The sequence below is a fragment of the Rhizobacter fulvus genome, from assembly GCF_964020785.1.
In genome coordinates, this window is sequence record NZ_OZ224516.1 from 3,503,386 (window position 1) to 3,523,003 (window position 19,618).

Genomic DNA, 19,618 nt, shown 5'->3' on the forward strand with positions numbered 1-19,618 from the left:
ATGAAGCGCAAGAACACGCCGACGCGCCCAGCGTCCGTTTCCGCGATCCTCGCCCGCCTGCTGCAGCGTGGTCTCGGTGTCGTCTCGGTCGCATCCCCCCGGGCAACGGGCGATGCCGAACCCGGGACCGTGTCGACGCGTCGATCGACGATCGCGCTGGAGGCGCTCGAGCCGCGGCTGCTGCTGTCCGGCGATCCGGTCACGGCCAGTGCCGCGGGCATCTACACCGTGACCTTCGGCAACACCGACGACGCGATCGCGATCCACGAGGTGTCGAACGCCTCGGCCAACGGCGGCGCCATCATCGACCTGAGCTACGTCAACAGCAACTCGGTCGTCACGACGATCACGCTCGGCGATGCGACCAACGGCGTGCTCGGCCTGGTGGTCGACGGCGGCGCGGGCGACGATCGCTTCACGGTCGGCGCAACCGGCCACGCGGTGACTTTCCACGGCGGCGCCGGCAACGACACCGTGACGGGGCTCGATGCGGCCGTGACCTGGAACATCACCGGCGCGGGCAGCGGCAGTGCGACAGGCCTCACCGCGTTCGACGGGATCGAGAACCTCGCCGGTCGCAGCGGCGACGACGTCTTCACGATCGGCGCTGCCGGCTCGATCAGCGGCCAGATCGATGGCGGCGACGGCAACGACCGCGTGGTCGGGCCCGATGCGGCCAACGTCTGGACGTTCAGCGGTGCCGATGCCGGCGCCTTGAACGACGGCGCGGCGGCGGGCTTCGCGCACTTCGTCGCGGTCGAGAACGTCACCGGTGGCAGCGGTGCGGACATCTTCAAACTCGACGCGATCGAGTCCCTCAGCGGAGAGTTCGCCGGCGGTGGGGGCACCGACGTCCTGATGGCCTCGGATTCGGACAACACCTGGACGCTCACCGGCGCCAACGCCGGCACCCTGAACGACGCCGACTTCAGCGGCATCGAGAATCTCGTCGGCGGCAAGGGCGGCGACGCGTTCAGCATCGTCGGCGCGGCGGCGTCGCTGGGCGGTACGCTGGACGGCGGCGAGGCCGCGACCGACGCGCCTGCGGTCGACAGCCTCGATTTCAGCCAGCGGGGCGCGCCGGTGACGGTGAACCTGCGCCAGTCCACCGCTGCCGGGCTGACGGGTGGCTTCGCACGCATCAACAGCGTGACCGGTTCCTCCGGCGGGGGTGACACGCTGGTCGGCCCGCTGGCCACGCTCGACCAGACCAGCTGGCGGATCTCCGGCGCCAATTCGGGCCAGGTCGACGGCACGACCTTCGCCGGCTTCGAGAACCTGACCGGGCAGGACGGCACGAACGACGCGTTCCTGATCACCGCCGACGGCAGCGTCAGCGGCACGCTCGCCGGCGGTGCGGGCGGACTCGATGGCTTCGCGGTCGCCGACGCGTCGGACAACCTGCTCGTGTTCCAGCCCGCCGCGTCGAACGCCGCGGGCAGCACCAGCCTGTCGGGCAAGACGATCGCCTACAGCGGCATGGACCGTTTCGCGCCGGTCACGGGCAGCGCAACCGACCGCGTCGTCAGCGGCACGCTGTTCGACCGCGACGTGGTGATCACGTCGACCGCGACGGACCTGGTCGTCAGCTACGACCACGTCGGCTTCAGCGACGGCAACAACAGCTTCAGCTTTGCGAAGCCCTCCGCGTCGCTGACCGTCGACGCCGGCACCGGCGACGACAGCATCGTCGGCCTGCCGAGCGCTGCCTACACCGGCGTGCTGCTGACCTTCAGCCACGGCGTGCTCGCCTACACCGGCAACGCGGCGGCGAACACGCTGGCGGTGGCGCAGACCGCGAAGAACGACATCGGCGTGACGCTCGCACTCGGTCTCGAAGGCGGCGTCGTCCGCTCGTTCCGCAGCGTGACCGAGCTCGACATCGCGACGGCCGCCGGCGCCGACACCGTCCGGCTCGACAGCCTCCTGAATCTCGACGTGGCGGTGGACGGCGGCGCCGACGCCGACACGCTGTACGGCCCGAACGCGCAGGTCGACTGGTACCTCGACGGGCCGGGCGCCGGCTCGGTGGGCGATGCCGGATTCACCGGCTTCGAGAACCTGCGCGGCGGCACGGCCGTCGACAGCTTCAAGATCGACAGCGCCGGCACGCTGGCCGGCGGCCTCGACGGCGGTGGTGGCGCCGACAACCTGCTCGCCGGCGACGACGACAACGCGTGGACGCTTTCCACGACCGGCACCGGCACGCTGAACGGCATCGCGTTCGCCGCGATCGAGAACCTGATCGGCGGCACCGGCAGCGACACCTTCGCACTGGCCAACGGCGCCGGCGTGACCGGCCTGATCGACGGCGGCGTCGACGACGCCGGCGACGCGGACGACCCAGCGGTCGACACCCTCGACTACAGCCTGTACGGCAGCGCCGTCACCGTGGACATCGGTGCCTCGACGGCCACCGGCACCGCGGGCGTCACCGCCATCGACGTCTTCATCGGCGGTCAGTCGACCGGCGACAAGGTCATCGGCCCGGCCGATGCCAGCGTGCTGTGGAACGTGACCGGCGCGAACGAAACCACGGTCGCCGGCTTCGGCTTCAGCGGCTTCGAGAACCTCAGCGGCGCGGCGAACAACACCGACGCGTTCCTGTTCGCCTTCGGCGGCAGCATCTCGGGCGTCGTCGATGGCGGCACCGGCGGCACCGACGGGCTCGCGTTCATCGACGCGAACGACCTGACCCTGGCCCTCAACCCGGCCGGCGCCGACACGGCCGGCACGACCAGCGCGGCCACCTACGGCACCGCGGTGGCGTACCAGGGCATCGACCACATCGAGTATGTCAACAACGTCGATCCGCTGAACCCGATCATCAGCGGCACGGTCTTCAACGACACGATCCGCATCTTCAAGGACCCCGCGAACGCGGGCGGCCTGAAGGTCGCGGTGGGCGGCAACGTCACGACGCTGAGCACCGCGCAGGTCACCGCACTGCAATCGCTGCGCATCGAGGCGCTGGACGGGTCGGACAAGATCACGGTCGAATCGCTGCCCGACACCTTCGGCGGCAGCCTGTACCTGTACGGCAGCCGGCTGCAGCGGGCCGACCTGATCTACCCGAAGATGCCGGAGGACGACCCGTACCCGGACTCCGTGATCTTCAGCGGCAGCATCGACCTCGACTACCTCGAGGTGTTCGCCGACAACATCAAGGTCGACAACGACGTCTCGATCACGACCGGCGACAGCGGCATCTTCTTCCGCTCGCGCATGCTCGGCGTCTCCACGATCGAGAACCTGCTGCCGGTGTTCGCCACGGTGCGATCGGTGTCGCTGGACATCGGCGAGCGCGCCGTGCTGGAGGGCGGCAGCATCTACTTCGTGCTGGAGGCCGCGGACCAGAGCCTGTCCGACACCATCGGCGCGAACAAGGAACTCTCCAACTTCGTGATCGATCCGCTGACCGGACTGATCTCGGACGCGCTGGCGCTCCCGGTGAAGGTGCTGATCAAGCAGTCGTCGGCCAGCATCGTGTTGCACGAGGACGCGCAGCTCATCAGCGGCGGCACGATCGGCATGTATGCCACCGCGGCGGCCGATGCCTCGGGCAGCGCGGCCAGCAGCATGGTCAGCATCGCCTACGGGCAGGCCACTGCCCACGCCGAGATCGACATCCAGAAGGGCGTGCAGATCACGTCCGGCGCCGCGGTCGTCATCACCGCGACGGCGAACGCCACCGCCGAGATCGGTGCGACCACCCAGCGTGAACTCGACAGCACGCCGAACCCCGGCGGCAAGGGCGGCGGCCAGGGCAAGAACCAGTTCGCGGTCGCGATTGGCGTGGCCTACGCCGACGTGTATTCGCACGTCACCGTCGCCGACACCGCGGAGGTCTACGCCGCCAAGACCGCGAACATCACCGCCGGCGGCGAGATCGGTTCCGAGGCCAAGGGCGAGGCCGGCATCTACGGCACCGGCGCCGCCGGCCTGGGCTTCGGCATCGAGATCTCCAAGGCCGACATCCACACCACGGTGGCCGGCAAGGTCACCGCCGCGATGATCCCCGGCTCGGTCGTGAAGCTGGAGATCGATCCGACCGTCAGCGCGGCGAACTACACCACCGCAGACACCACGGCGGCCCTAAAGAACGGGCAGACCGTGCAGCTCGGCGCCGCAGTCAACAGCGATCTGCCGCAGGGCACGATCCTCAAATACCTCGGCGCCGACATTCTCGCCAGCACCAGCTTGTCGACCGCGGCCCAGAACTATGCCGACGGCACGCTCTGGGAAGTGACGACGCCGAATTTCGGCTACGTCGACTACGCGACCGACCGCATCTTCCTCGGCGACACCTCGCTGGTCACCGAGGACACGATCACGTACACCAACCGCCGCGGCGTCAGCATCGGCGGGCTGGTGGACGGGCGCAGCTACTTCCTGATCGCGGACGCCGACAACCCCGGCTACTTCTGGCTCGCCGAGACCGAGACGCAGGCGATCCGCGCCAGCCTCGGCTACCTCGCCGGCAACGTCGTGCCGCTGAACGTGCTGCCGACGCTGATCACCGAGAACAACGAGCGCGGCTTCGCCGGCAGCAACGTGGACGCCGCCGCCAACACGATCGACCTGCTGTGGACCGGCGGCGTGTTCAACACCTTCGAGCTCGGCCAGGCGGTCGTCTACCACCAGGGCACGAAGCCGATCGACGGGCTGGTCGATGGCCAGACCTATTACGTTGCCGCCTCCACCAACCAGACCAACCTGCAGGGCAACTCCCGCTTCGCGGACAAGCAGGTGATCGGCTTGTCGGAATCCGAGAACGAATCGCGGGCCGGCGTGCTGATCGACATCGGCGCGACCGACGGCACCGGCTACGTGCTCTCGGCCAAGCACGTGCTCGACTCCGATTTCGCGACCGGCCTGGGCGTCGTCGCCAAGCTGTCGGCCGAGAACAAGGCCACCGCCGCGGCCGGCGTGACCAGCGAAGACACCAGCCCGGGCTACATCTCGAAGTTCAAGAGCTTCGTCAGCAGCATCTCGATGGACGGCCTGTTCTCGAAGCTGACCTCGGGCTACGCCGACAAGATCAAGGACATCAACGAGAAGGCCGGCAACACCGGCGCCAGCAACAGCATCTCGTTCGCCGGCGCGCTGGCCTTCACCTTCGTCGACCACAAGGTGCTGGCCGACGTGGAGAGCACGGCCGAGCTGAAGTCGAACGAAGACCTCGAGGTCAAGGCGCTGATCGCGCAGAAGTACACGCTGGGCGCCGAGAGCAACGCCGAGCCGCAGGAAGACAACGCCGCCAGCGCCGACAGCATGGGCAGCGTGTCGGTCAACATCGGCATCATCAGCAACACCGCGCAGGCGACCATCCACTCGAACGCCAGGCTCGACGGCCTGCGCGCGACGCGCGTGATCAGTGACGTGAGCTACCCGTTCCTGCAGCGGCTGGACGAATACCTCCCGCTGAGCTGGGGCGAGACGATCGACGCCATCCGCAACGACGGCCTGAGCGCCGTCACGAAGTACCTGAACACCAACCTCGGGCTGAAGGACGCGTTCTTCAACACCTGGGTCGTCAGCACCGCCAAGGCCGAGAAGATCGGCGTCGCGGCGTCGGTCAACGTCGTCACGCTGACCAACGTGTCGGAAGCGGTCGTGAAATCGGGCGCGCTGATCAACCAGAACGCCGCCTGGCACAACGGCACGCCGGACCCGATCGACGGCAGCGTCAACAACCACCCGAACCAGGCGCAGAACCAGGGCGACTTGCGCGGCGAGGAGGTGGTCTCGGTGGAGTCCACCAACTACCAGCAGACGATCAACATGACGGGCAACTTCAAGCTGCCCGACCTGAGCCTGGACATCGAGGACAACCCGGAGCTCTCGACGCCGGACGACAAGCGCTACCGCGCGAAGAAGGAATACAGCCTCGACCCGGCCGGCACCGGCGGCTCCAAGGGCGGCGCCGGCGGCTCGATCTTCATCACGGTCCAGAACAACACGACGCATTCGATCGTCGAGGACGGTGCGCGCGTCTACAGCGGTGCCGACGGTGGCTTCAACATGAAGGCCGAGGAGGCGCTGTTCAACGTCAACCTCGCGCAGGCCTGGGCCAAGGGCGGCGGCTTCGCGTTCGGCGGCACCTTCCTGTACGCGGGCCAGACCAGCGACACACTGGCGCAGCTCGGCGCCACCGCGGTCGTGACGGGGCGCGAGGCACGCCTGTATGCCGGCGACCTGGCCACCACCGTGACCTGGGCCGGCGGCATCGCCAGCGGCGAGTCGATCGGCATGGGCATCTCGGTCGCGGTCAACGACATCGACCGCACGACGCGGGCGCTGATCGGCGCCGAGACCGTCACGTCCGGCACGGCCGTGGCCCCCGGCACCTTCATCGACGTGACCGACGGCGTGCAGACGCTGGCGCGCGTGAGCGGCGACGTCTGGGCCTTCACGATCGCCGGCGCGGTCGTGTCGGAGGAGAAGAAGAAGGACACGACGGCCGACAAGCCCGAGGCCCAGGACGCCACTGCCACGGCCGACGTCTCCAGCGTGACCGACAGCAAGCAAGGCGGCGCGAGCACCGGCCTGGGCATCGCCGCGGCCGCGTCGGTCAACCTGATCCACGACGAGACCACCTCGCGCATCGCCGATGCCGGCCACCTGAAGGCGGGCTTCGTCTCGGTCACCGCCGAGAACGACGTCGGTCTGGTCGCGGCCACCGGCGGCCTGGCCGTCGTGCTCGGCCACAGCGGCGACACCTCGATCGCGCTGGCCGGCGCGTTCAGCTTCAACAAGACCGACGCGACCACCACCGCCGAGGTCCAGGACACCGCGCTGGTGCTCGCCGGCTTCGACGGTCGCGACACCACGCTCGACATCCACGCGATCAACAGCGGCAGCATCATCGCGCTGGCCGCCGGCGGCGCCGGCGCGATCGCGTCCGGCAAGAGCGACTCGGCCGGCGGCGGCGGCGGTGGCGCGGGCGCTGGCGGCAGCGGCGGGGGGGGCGACAGCGGCTCCACCGCGGTGTCGGTGGCCGGCTCGGTGTCGATCAATCTGTTGACCGGCGTCACGACGGCGGCATTGCGCGGCTCCACCGTGTCGCTCGCGGACGGCGACGTGCGCGTGCTCGCTGAAGACGTGTCCAGCATTTTCGCGATCAGCGGCGGGCTGTCGCTGTCCGTGGCCACCGGCGAGCAGGGCAGCTCGACCGCGGTCTCGGCCGGCGTGGCGATCTCGGTCAACAACGTGTCGAGCACGGTCTCGGCCGTGGTCGACCACTCGACGGTGGATTGGATCGTCGGCGCCGAGGGGGACCTGCTCGTCGAGGCGACCGACGCGCGCAGCATCGGCGCCTACACGCTGGCCGGTGCCGTGAGCGTGGCCTCGGGCACCGAAGGCAGCGGCCTGGCGGGTGCCGGTGCCGCCTCGGGCTCGGTGAACCAGATCACCGGCGACATCATCGCGGTGGTGAGCGACAGCACGTTCGTCGTGCCCGGCGACGTGCTCGTGCACGCCATCGACAGCGCGCAGATCAACGCAGGCGCCGGCGGCATCGCCGTGTCGGTGGGCATTTCGGGGAAGGGCAATGCCGGGGCGGGCGCGTTCGGCGCCGCGTTCGCGATCAACGCGATCGGCACCGACGCACGCGAGAACCGCATCTGGGCGGATCTCGACCACGCGACGGTGACCGCCGACGGCGATGTGCACGTGGAGGCCGAATCGCTCGCGAAGATCTTCGCGCTGAGCATCGGTGCGGCCGGCAGCGTCAGCGGCTCGGGCAACGGCAATGCGCTGGCCGGCAGCCTGGCCGGGTCGGCCACGGTCAACAAGATCCGCAACAGCACCCAGGCGCGGGTGCGCAACAACAGCAGCCTGACGACGCGCAGTGGCAGCGCCGGCAGCATCGGCGTGACCGCGTCCGACACCTCCGCCATCAACGCCACCGCCGGCGCCGCGGCGCTGTCGATCGCCGTGTCGCAGAAGACCGCCATCGCGGCGAGTCTCGGCCTGTCGCTGACCGTCAACGACATCGGCAACACGGTCCGCGCCGCGGTCGAGAACTCGTCGATGGCCTCCGACGCCGGCATCGAGATCAGCGCCGACAGCGACTCCGAGATCCAGTCTCTGGCGTTCGGCATCGGCCTGGCCGTCGCGCTCAGCGGCAACGCCACGGCGGTCTCGGTCAGCGCGACCGGCGCGCTGAGCTTCAACACCATCGACAACCTGGTCGAGGCGACCGTCGCCAACAACCTGCCCGGCGCCGCCGGCACGGTCGACGCGCATGGCGCGCTGCGCGTCGTCGCGAGCGACGAGTCGACGATCGACGCGATCGCGATCGCCGCCTCGGCGAGCGTCTCGGGCTCGACCAGCTCGCCGAGCGTGGCCATCGGTCTGGGCCTGGCGCTGGCCCACAACCGGATCGACAAGGACGTGGCGGCCAGCATCGTCGGCGTGCCGAGCGTGGCGACCCACGGCGGCAATGTCGAGGTGCGCGCCGAGGATGCCTCGGCCATCGACGCCGTCAGCGTGGCGGCCGCGATCTCCCTCGCGGTCGGCGGCACCGCCATCGGCGTAGCGGGCGGCGCGTCGGAGTCGACCAACATCATCCTGTCGCGCACCAACGCGACCATCGACCGCAGCCAGATCGGCAGCGTGGCGCAGCCGGTCGGCGGCGTGGTGGTCGACGCGAGCAGCACCTCGTCGATCGACGCGACCGTGGCCGGCGTGGCGGCGGCCGTGGGCGTGGGGGTCGACGGCGTGGGCGGCGGCGTGGCGATCGGCATCGCCGTTGCCCGCAACTTCATCGGCTACGACCCGACCCAGTCCGCGGTGAGCGGCACCATCGACAGCACGACCCAGCCGTCGAGCCTCACCACGGGCATGAAGGTCCGCATCGTCGACGGCGCGCTGAAGGGCGAGGTCTACGAGTACATCGGCCCGACGCTCAGCGATGGCAACCCCGACACCACGGTACTCGACAAATTCGACCTGACCGTTCAGCAGTACCGCGACCCGAACGCCTGGAAGCTCGTCAGCATCGGCGAGAACGCCGCGCAGGTGCGTGCCCGCGTGCTCGATTCGAGCATCGACGCGACCGGCGCGCTGGCGATCGGTGCGCATTCGACCCAGGGCATCGACGCGGTCGTCGTGGCCGCGGCGGTCGGCATCGGCGTCGGCTCCAACGTCGGATTCGCGGTTTCGGCGGCCGGCTCGTATGCCGAGAACAAGATCCGCACGGCGGTGCAGGCGACGATCGACGGCGACGGCGACAACACCGCGACCGACGGCATCCGCGCCGGCAGCGTCGCGCTGCTCGCGGACGACGCCTCGCAGATCCATGCCGTCGCGGTCGGTGCCTCGCTGGCGGCGTCGTTCGGCGTGACGGCCGGCGCATCGGTCGCGATCGGGCTGTCGCTCGCCTTCAACGAGATCGACAACGATGTCGACGCGTCGATCGTCGACGCCGACCAGGGCGTCAAGACCGCGCCGGGCGGCAGCGTGACCATCACCGCGCTGACCCAGGGCGGCCAGCTGGCCAATCTGGGCAACACGATCACCGCGGCCGCGCTCGACGATGCGGCCACCGCCGACACCGACAACCCGAACAACCCGAACAGCACGAGCGACAACCCGGACGACCCGGCGGACGATGCCGTCAACGAAGCACGCGTCGACGCTGTCGACGACCATGCGATCCTGGCCGCCCTGCGCGCTGCCTTCCAGGCCAACGGTGTGACGCTGGCGACCGAGGGCTCGCTCGGCGCCGAGTCGGTGCTGACGACCGAGTCCGGCGTGTTCGAGGCCATCTCGCTCACGGGCAACCAGATCGAGTTCGCGAGCCCGCACGCGTTCAACACCGGCGACCGGGTCATCTTCGACAACGGCGGTGCCGCCAACATCGGCGGCCTCGGGAATGGCCAGGCTTACTACGTGATCCGCGACAGCGACAAGCTGATCCGGCTCGCGACAACGGAGGTCAACGCGAAGGCCGGGATCGCGATCGCGCTGACGGCGCCGGTCGGCGGCTTCGACGGCCAGGCTGTGCGCCAGCTCTGGGACCTGAGCCTGGGCCTGACGGTGAAGGTGGGCGACCACCACACCACCGGCGGCACCGAAGGGCAGGTGTACCAGTACGTCGGCGCGGACCGCAGCGATGTCGACCTGCGCAGCGAAAACTTCAATTCGGCCAACTGGCTCCCGGTCGAGCGGCTGCGGGTCTCGACGATCACCGCCGGCCAGAGCTGGCTGGTCGTCGCCCCGGACGGCAAGACCTACGTGCTCGAGCGCCAGGCGAGCGGGGCGATCGGCGTCTCGCGCAACACGATCAGCGCGGTCGCGGTGGCGGCCTCGGTGGCCGTGGGCATCGGCGGCGGCGGCGTGGGCGTGGCGGTCAGCGGCGCCGGCGCGGTCGCGCAGAATGTGATCCTGAGCCAGACCGTCGCGCACGGCGACGCCAGCGTGATCGACAGCGGCGGCAACGTGACGCTGACCGCGCTCAGCTCGTCCGACATCGACTCGACCGTCGTCGCCGCGACGGCCGCGATCGGCGGCGGTGCGTCGGTGGGCGTCGGTGCGTCCATCGGCATCGCGGTGGCGCGCAACTTCATCGGCTCGTCGCCGTACGACAGCGCTGCGGGCTCGGCGGTCGCGGCGACGCTGACCGACACCAGCGTGCAGGCGACCGGCGCGTTGAGCCTGGACGCTCAGGCCGACCAGACCATCGACTCGATCGTGATCGCCGGCTCGGCCGCGGTCGGCATCGGTGCGGTCGTCGGCGTGGCCGTCAGCGGGTCGGGCGTGTTTGCCGAGAACACGATCGGCATGCAGGTGACGAGCGCGATCGACGGCGATGGCAGCAGCGGCATCCACGCCGGCAGCATCAGCGTCACGGCGGCCGACCATTCGACGATCGATGCACTTGCTGGCGCCGTCTCGCTGGCGGCCTCGTTCGGCCTCACGGCCGGTCTTTCGGTCTCGATCGGCATCTCGCTCGCGTTCAACACCATCACCAGTTCGGTCGAGGCGACGATCCGCGACGCCGACGACGTGTCCACCAGCCTCGGCAACATCACCATCGCGGCCGACCAGGGCGCGGCCATCCATGTCGTCTCGTTCGCGGCGTCGATCGCCGCGGGCTTCGGCGGCGGGGCCGGCATCGGCGTCAGCGGCGCCGGCGCAGTCGCGCAGAACGTGATCCTGACCGCGACCCACGCGCTGGTCGAGGACAGCAACCTCGTCGCCCACGGCGACGTGACCATCAGCGCCGACATGGGCGGCGCCATCGACGCGACCGTGGTCGCCGCGTCGGTGGGCGTGGGCGTGGCGGCGGGCGCGGGCATTGGCGTGTCGATCGGCATCGCGGTGGCGCGCAACTTCATCGGCGCCGATCCACGCTTCGCCGGCACGACCGACAACAGCAGCGTCGACCAGGCCCAGACCCTGACGCCGCACCATACCGTGCGCGTCATCGACGGCGTGCGCCAGGGCGACGTCTACGAGTTCATCGGCGACGCCGGCGAGCAACGCTGGCGCTTCACCAGCGCGAACACCAACGCCGCCGACCTGAACAAGGGCGACCTGGTCAAGGTCGACAGCGCGACGAACGCGCGCTCGATCGACCAGTCGACCGTCGTGAACACCAGCACGGAGACGCTGACCTTCGGCCGTGACCATGGCTTCAACACCGGCGACGTCGTGTCGTTCACCAGCTCCAACGGATCGATCGGCGGGCTGGCCGAGAAGACCTACTACACCGTCGACCGCATCGACGACCGCACGCTGAAGCTGCGCCGCGCCGACGGCACGCTCGTCGACCTGACGACCGCCGATTTCACCGGCGGCTCGTACTTCATCGCGAAGACCACGCCCGGCATCTACCGCTACACCGGCAGCGACAAGGCGGGCAACGTCTCGCTGGCGGACAGCACGCAGCATTACGCGACGAGTACCGACTGGGTGCTGGTCGGCGCCAGCGACCTCTCGGACCAGGACTACGGGGACGTCTCGCGCTGGAAGCTGGTCGTGGTCGAGCCCACCGCGCCCGCGCAGGTCGTGGCCGAGATCAAGGATTCGAGCGTCCATGCCGACACCGGTGTCCTGAAGGTGCATGCCCAGGCGGCCGCCAGCATCGATGCGATCGTCGTCGCGGTGTCGGTGGCGCTCGCCGGCGGCGCGGGCGCCGGGGTGGCGGTCAGTGCCGGTGGCGTCTATGTCTCGAACCAGATCGACATCGCGGTCAAGAGCCTGATCGACGGCGACGGCGACACCGGCATCACGGCCGGCAGCGTGCTGCTCGAGGCGACCGATTCGTCCGGCATCAACGCGATCGCCGGGGCGGCATCGATCGCCGGGGCGATCACCGGGACCGGCGGCGCAGTGGCCGTGTCGATCGGCCTGGCGCTGGCCTTCAACGAGGTCGGCAACCAGGTCGAGGCGTCGATCGTCGATGCCGACCAGGGCGTCGATGCCAAGACCGGCAGCGTGACGATCTCGGCACTGTCGCAAGGCAAGCCCGTGATCACGCCGTTCGACCTGTCGGACGCCGGGCTGACCAAGGAGATGCTGGACGACGCCACGCTGGCCGACGTCAACGTCGAGGGTGGCGGCAACGAGGCGACGCAGGACGCGATCGCGGACACCGACATCCTCGCGGCGCTGCGCACCGCGCTGGCAGCGCACGGCCTGGTCCTGCCGATGCAGACCAGCGTGGCCACGGCGGCCATGTTCAAGACCGACGTCAAGAACGACGACGGCAATCACTTCCAGGATCTCGACGAGGGCAACACCGTCCAGGTGGGCGCGGGGTACGACAGCGGCAGGGGCGAGGCCGGGCGCGTCTACCGCTACATCGGCGCGGCGCAGCCGCACGTCAATCTCGCCGCGGAAAACTACACCGACACCACGCGCTGGCTCAAGACCGAAAGTCTCAAGCTGACCCAGCTGGTCGCCGGCCACACCTGGTCGCTGCTGGCGCCGAACGGCAAGGCCTACGTGCTGACGCTGGACGGCGACACGCTGAGCGTCGCCGCGAGCACGATCAACGCCGTCTCGGTCGCGGCCTCGGTCGCGGTCAGCGTCGGCGGTGAGGGCGTGGGTGTCGCGGTCAGCGGTGCCGGCGCGGTGTCGCAAAACGTCGTGACGAGCCAGGCGCTCGCCTACGCGCAGGACAGCGTGCTCACCAGCGCCCAGGACGTGACGCTCAGCGCCACCAGTGAATCGGAGATCACCGCGATCGTCGTCGCGGTGGCGGTCTCGGTGGGGGCGGGGGCATCGGCAGGCATCGGTGCATCGATCGGCATCTCGGTCGCGCGCAACCTCATCGGCTCGCCGGACGGCGCGACCGACCCGGTCGAGGTCCACGCCTACCTGCAGGACACCAGCGTGCTCGCCACCGGCGACCTGCGCCTGGGCGCGCTCGCGAACCAGACGATCGGCTCGATCGTGATCGCCGGCGCGGTCGCGATCGGCGCCGGCGGCGTCGGCATTGCCGGCGCGGGCTCGGGCGTGTACGCCGAGAACACGATCGGCGTGGACAGCACCAGCGCGATCGACGGCGACGGCGCCACCGGCATCTCGGCCGCCAGCGTGACGCTGACGGCCGACAACACCTCCACGATCAACAGCCTGGCCGGCGCGATCTCGCTGGCCGGCGGGTTCGGCGGCGTCGGCGCGGCGCTCGCGATCGGAGTCTCGCTGGCGCGCAACACCGTGACCAGCCAGACCGACGCGTACATCCTCGATGCCGACGGTGCTGGCGCCGACGCCACGGACGACGGCGTCATCGCCACCGGTGCCGGCGGCATCACGCTGGCGGCGACCGAAGCGGCGTCGATCCAGGCGGTGACCTTCGCGGTCTCGCTGGCGGTCGGGGTCGGCGTGGTCGGGCTGGCGGTCAGCGGCGCCGGCGCGGATGCCGACAACATCATCCTGACCGGCACCCACGCATACATCGAGAACAGCGCGGTCCGCAGCGCCGGCCAGGTCGACATCGACGCGTCCAACCACGGCGACATCGACGCCACCGTGGTCGGCGTGGCCGCCGCGGTGGCCGGCGGTGCGGTCGGCGCCGGACTGGCGATCGGCGTGGCGCTGGCCACCAACCACATCGGCTGGAGCCCCGACTACGGCGCGGCCGGTCAGTACACGACCGCGAGCAACCCGGCCACGCTGGTGACCGGGAACACCGTGAAGATCGAGTCCGGCGTGAGCGCCGGCAACGTCTACAAGTACATCGGCAGTGCCACGCTCAAGCGCGACACCGACGCCGCCGGCAAGTCGCGCGGTTCGGACGAACTGAAGGCGCACTGGCTGACGCAGTTGAACTACAACGACCGCACCCAGTGGGAGCAGACCAACCTCAGCCCCGATGCGGTCGAGGTGATGGCGTACACGAAGAACGCGCATGTCGACGCGGTCGGCGCGCTGACGGCGGACGCCGTGTCGCGCCAGACGATCGATGCGACCGTGTTCGCGGGCGCGGTCGCGGCCTCGGTGGGCCTGGTCGGCGTCTCGCTGAGCGGCGCCGGCGCCGCCACCGAGAACCGCGTGGCCACGCTGGTGCAGGCCTCGATCGAAGGCGATTTCGAGAACCGCGGCATCGTCGCGGGCCGCATCGGGCTGGACGCGGCCGACCATTCGACGATCCACGCCAGCTCGGAAGCGGTGTCGGTCGCGTTCGCGCTCGGCTTCGTGGCCGGTTCGGTCGCGATCGGCGTGGGCATCGCCAACAACACGATCGACAACGACGTCGCCGCGTTCATCGCCGACGTCGACGCCGGCGTGACGACCAACGCCGTCGCCAACGGCGACATCACCATCGCCGCCCACGGCGACGCGCTGATCGACGCGCGCGCCGCGGCGACCTCGGTCGCGGTGGCGGCCGGGCCGATCAGCCTGGCGGTCAGCGGCGCCGGCGCGGGCGCCAACAACCTGATCGGCGGCAGCAGCAACGCCACCATCGGCGGCAGCCTCGTGACGAGCCTGGGCAGCGTCTCGCTGCTCGCCGAAGACCAGGCGACGATCACCGCCAGCCTGCCGGCGGTGGCGGTGTCGGCCGGCGCGATCGCGGCGTCCGCCGCAGCGGCCATCACCTCGAACACCATCAATCGCACGGTGGACGCGGCGATCACGGATTCCACCGTCGCCTCGACGACCGGCGGCGTGGCCGTGACCGCGCTGTCCGCCGACACCGTCAAGGCCGAGACGCTGGCCGTGGCGATCGCGGTCGGCCTGGGCGCCGGCGTGGCCGTCACCGACGCGCGCTCGACCATCAATGGGCACACCCGCGCCTATCTCGACGGCGGCAGCGCCGTGACCGCGTCGCTGGGCGCGGTGAGCGTCACCGCCACCTCCACCGCCGATGCGAGCGCGAAGCTCGAAGCCGGCGCCGGCAGCATCGGCGTGGCCGTCGCGTCGGCCTCGGGCACGGTGCTCGTCACCGCCGACACGCAGGCGTATGTGGACGCGGGCTCGAAGGTGACCGCGCGCACGCTGCGCGTGCAGACCGTCGACCTGGACAACCACCACGCGACCAGCCGCATCGCGACCGCCACCATGTCGGCCGGCAGCGTCGGCTTCATCGGCGTGACCGTGGCCGGTGCCACGGCCGACATCACCGGCGACGTCAAGGCCTACATCGGCGGCGGCGCGACGATCGTCACCAGCGTGGGCACGGTCGTGACGGCGGACGCGGCCTCCTCGGCCACCGCAACCGCCGGCGGCGGCACCGCCGGCCTCGGCGCGATCTCGGCCTTCAGCGGGGCGGCCGGCGTCGGCAGCGCCGCGGACCATGTGGTCACGGCGGCGTACGTCGACGAGGACGCCCACATCACGACCGGGGACCTCGCCGTCACCGCCACCGACGACACCCGCGTGGCCGGCACGATCACGACGATCGGGATCGGCGCGATCGCGGTCAGCGTCAGCACCGCCAAGGGCACTGCCTACAACGACGTCAGCGCGCGCGTCGGCCCGGCCGGCGCGGCCAGTGCCCCGGCCGACCAGCAGACGACGGTCGCCGCCACCGGCGATGTCGAACTGACCGCGCGCAGCACCAGCGCCGGCACGGCCAACGTGTTCCTCGGCTCGGCCGGCCTCGGCGCCGATGCCAACTCGTCGGCCACGGTCACGCTGGTGCCGACCGTCGCCGCGCTGATCGGCGCCGAGAGCCGCATCACCGCCGACGGCGACGTGTCGGTGCTGGCCGAATCGCACCGCGCGACGGCGAACGTGACGACCAAGGGCTTCTCGGCCGGCGGCGTCGCGATCGGCACCGTGTCGAACGACGGCATCGTCACGCCCACCGCGCACAGTTCGATCGGCGACAACGCCACCGTGGTGGCGAAGGGCCGCGTCGACGTGCACGCGGACATCCTCGCGCAGACCGACATCCCGGGCGGCCAGGTGCTGACCGACACCTTCCAGCCGGCGACCGACGTGAACGTCGGCACCGATGCGATCGCCTTCCCGTTGCACGGCCTGGCCAGCGGCGACGTCGTCACGTACGACCCTAACGGCAACACGCCGCTGCAGACCGCGGGCGGTCCGCTGTCGAAGCCGCCGGCGTCGTCCGATCCGAATGCGCCGGCCCCGACCTGGGCCGACCGCGAGTACGGCGTGATCGTCGTCGACGGCGACCACGTCAAGCTCGGCAGCCTGTTCGCGGGCGGCGCCAGCGACACCGGCCAGCTGTTCACGACCGCGCCGGGCGTCGACGCGCTGCGCGACGTGATCCGCTTCTCGAGCACGCACGATTTCCTGACCGGCGATGCGGTGCGCTACGACCCGGGCGCCAACGCCAGCATCGGCGGCGCGGCGCTGAACACCGGCACGACCTACTACGTGCAGAAAGTCGACGAGACCACGATCAAGCTGTTCACGACCCAGGCCGCTGCGATCGCCGCGGCGCAGACGGTCAACCTCGCGGCGGGTGCCGCGAACACGCTGACCGTGGGCGGCGCTGGCTTCACGAACGGCACGCGCGTCACCTACCGCGCGCCGCCGCCGGTCGGCTTCACGCGCGACCTGGTCGAGCAGAAGGTCAACACCAACATCGACAAGGACACGCCGGCGAGCCAGTACTTCATTGCCAACGGCATCGACAACAGCTTCGGCGTCAACGCGCACGGCTTCACCACCGGCGACCGGGTCACGTACCGCACCAACGGCACCGCGATCACCGGCCTCGTCAACAACGGCGTCTACTACGTGATCGTCGACAACGCCGACACGTTCCGCCTGTCGACCACGCTCGACGGCACCAACCCGGACGACGACGGCAACGGCCCGCACATCGGCATCACCCCGGTCGTCATCGATCGCACCGGGCCGACCGCCGCGCAGGACGCGGCGGGCGGCGTCAGGCACCTGTTCGAGCGCGCGGCGATCGGCGGGCTCGTGAACGGTCAGACCTACGTGGTGGTCGGCAACGGCAGCAACTTCTCGCTCGCGAATCCGGGCACACCGAGCACGGTGATCACGCTCGACAAGTCCGAGCGCTCGGGTCTGCACACGATCGGGCTGGCCGGCATCGACCTGGTCGCGACCTCGGGCACGCACGACCTGCACATCGACTTCGTCACGCCGCTCGCCGATGGCTCGCACGAGCTGCTCGGGGTCGGCGGCACCTCGTTGCGGCAGCGTGCCTCGCCTCCGGGCGATGGCCTGTCGCACACGCTCGTCGATTTCGGCTCCGGCGGCGGCGTGGCCGTCAACCTGCCGCGCGCCACGTTGACGATCACCAACGATGCCAAGGCCACGGTCGCGGCCACGCTGGTCGAAGGCAAGGCGGGCGTGCGGATCGCCACGCAGTCGGTCGCGCGCGGCGACGGCTACATCTCCGCCGTCGGCGGCGGAGCGATCTCGGCGATGGACGACGAAGCCCGGGTCGACATCAACAACACCAGCCAGGCCACGCTCACCGGCGACGGCGTCACGGTGCGCTCGGCGGGGCTGGTGGAACTGCTGTCCGATTCGTCGCTGAGCACGCACGTGTTCGCCAAGGCCGAGGGTGGCGGACTCGGCGCGGGCTCGAACGCCCGCGCCTTCACCCGGGTCAACAACGACGGCGCCGATGCGACGAAGCCGGCACACACCTACGGCACGCTGAGCCAGGTGGGGCAGGGCGCACGCATCGAAGCCGACACGGTCAACCTGAACGCCGAGGTCTCGAAGCTGGAGACCTACGCCCACAGCCGCGCGATCGCGGGCGGCTTCGTCGCGGTCGCGATCTCGAATTCCGACATCGACACCGATTCGACCGTCAAGGTGCAGATCGACACCGACGCGCTCATCAAGGCGACCCGCGGCGTCGACATCGGTGCGTTTCACCGCAACGTCTCGGCCGACCGCGCGGTCGCGCCGATCCCGATCGCGTTCATCCCGATTCCGATTCCGCTCGGCTCGAACAGCACCAAGCTGACCGACGCCGTGCAGGCCAAGGACGGCGCGCGCATCCAGACCGCGCCGCGCGCCAACAGCGACACCGTGCTGCGCACCGTGGCGACCGTCGATGGCGACCCGACGACGCCGCCGCCGTACGACCGGCTCGCGCTGCTGGTGGAGGCCAACAACGTCAACGCCAACGACGTGTCGGAGTCGACGCGAGACATCCGCTGGGACGCCGACGTCGAGGTCTCGGCCGGCCCCAGCCCCGAGGTGCTGATCGGCGCCGACGGCGCCGTGGTGAAGGCGATCGGCGCGACCGTGACGCTCGGCTCCGACGCGAGCGGCGGGACCGCGACCGTCAGCGACATCCCGAGCAACGGCGCCGGCGGCGGCCAGGTGCTGTTCGTCGCGAACAAGATCCTCAACGACAGCGCCGACAGCGGCAACGACTTCCGCGCGATGTTCCAGTTCGCCGACACCTTCGCCGGTGTCACGATCACCAACCTGTCGACCCGCAAGCTGATCGTCAACAACATCAGCGTGGGCGGCGGCACCGAGCCATTCGTCGACCTGCAGGCCAGCGGCGACGGTGCCGAAGCCAGCCTGACCTTCGACCTGCGGCGCACGGTCGCGCCGACCCGGGTCGTGATCGGGAACCTGAACACCGCGAGTGGCTTCGCGCCCGACATCGTGCTCAACGGCCGGATCGAGAACCCGATCGGCCAGACCGTCATCACCGCGCTGACCGGCGACATCGTCGCCGGCACCGTGCGCGACCCGCTCGGCGGCCTGGGCTCGACGCTGATCCGCACCCGCGATCTGACGCTCGACGCGCAGCACGGCACCATCGGCTACGACACGCAGAATCCTGGCGCGCGCAACCACCTGGCGGTCGACATCGTCCAGGGCCCGTTGGTCGCGTTCGACACCGCCCACCAGCTCGAGACCGGCGACGCGGTCGTCTACCATGCGAGCACGCCGACCGCGCCGCTCGGCAACCTGGTCGACGGCGGCATCTACTTCGTGATCCGTCTCGACGACCTGCGCGTGCGCCTGGCGACTTCGCTGGCCAACGCGCAGAACGGCGTCGCGATCGCGATCGATCCGGCGAACCTCCAGGTCGGCACGCACACGATCACCTCCGGCGCGACCACGCTCGCGATCACCGACGGCACGCGCCTGGAGGCACAGGCCGGCGCGGACGACTACATCGACCTGAAGGGGCGCCTGCGCGACCCTGCGGCGCAGCTCGGCGATGCCGGCAGCG

At 70.3% G+C, this 19,618-nt stretch carries 1 protein-coding gene (cut by a window edge); it reads left to right on the forward strand.

The window, feature by feature from the left end; all coding sequences use genetic code 11:
* On the forward strand, window positions 1-19,618 hold the 5' portion of the coding sequence (locus ACWH49_RS16645; protein WP_448172472.1) for an LEPR-XLL domain-containing protein. Its footprint extends 11,189 nt past the window's final position; only the first 19,618 of its 30,807 coding nucleotides appear in the window; the start codon lies at window positions 1-3; its stop codon lies beyond the right edge, outside the window.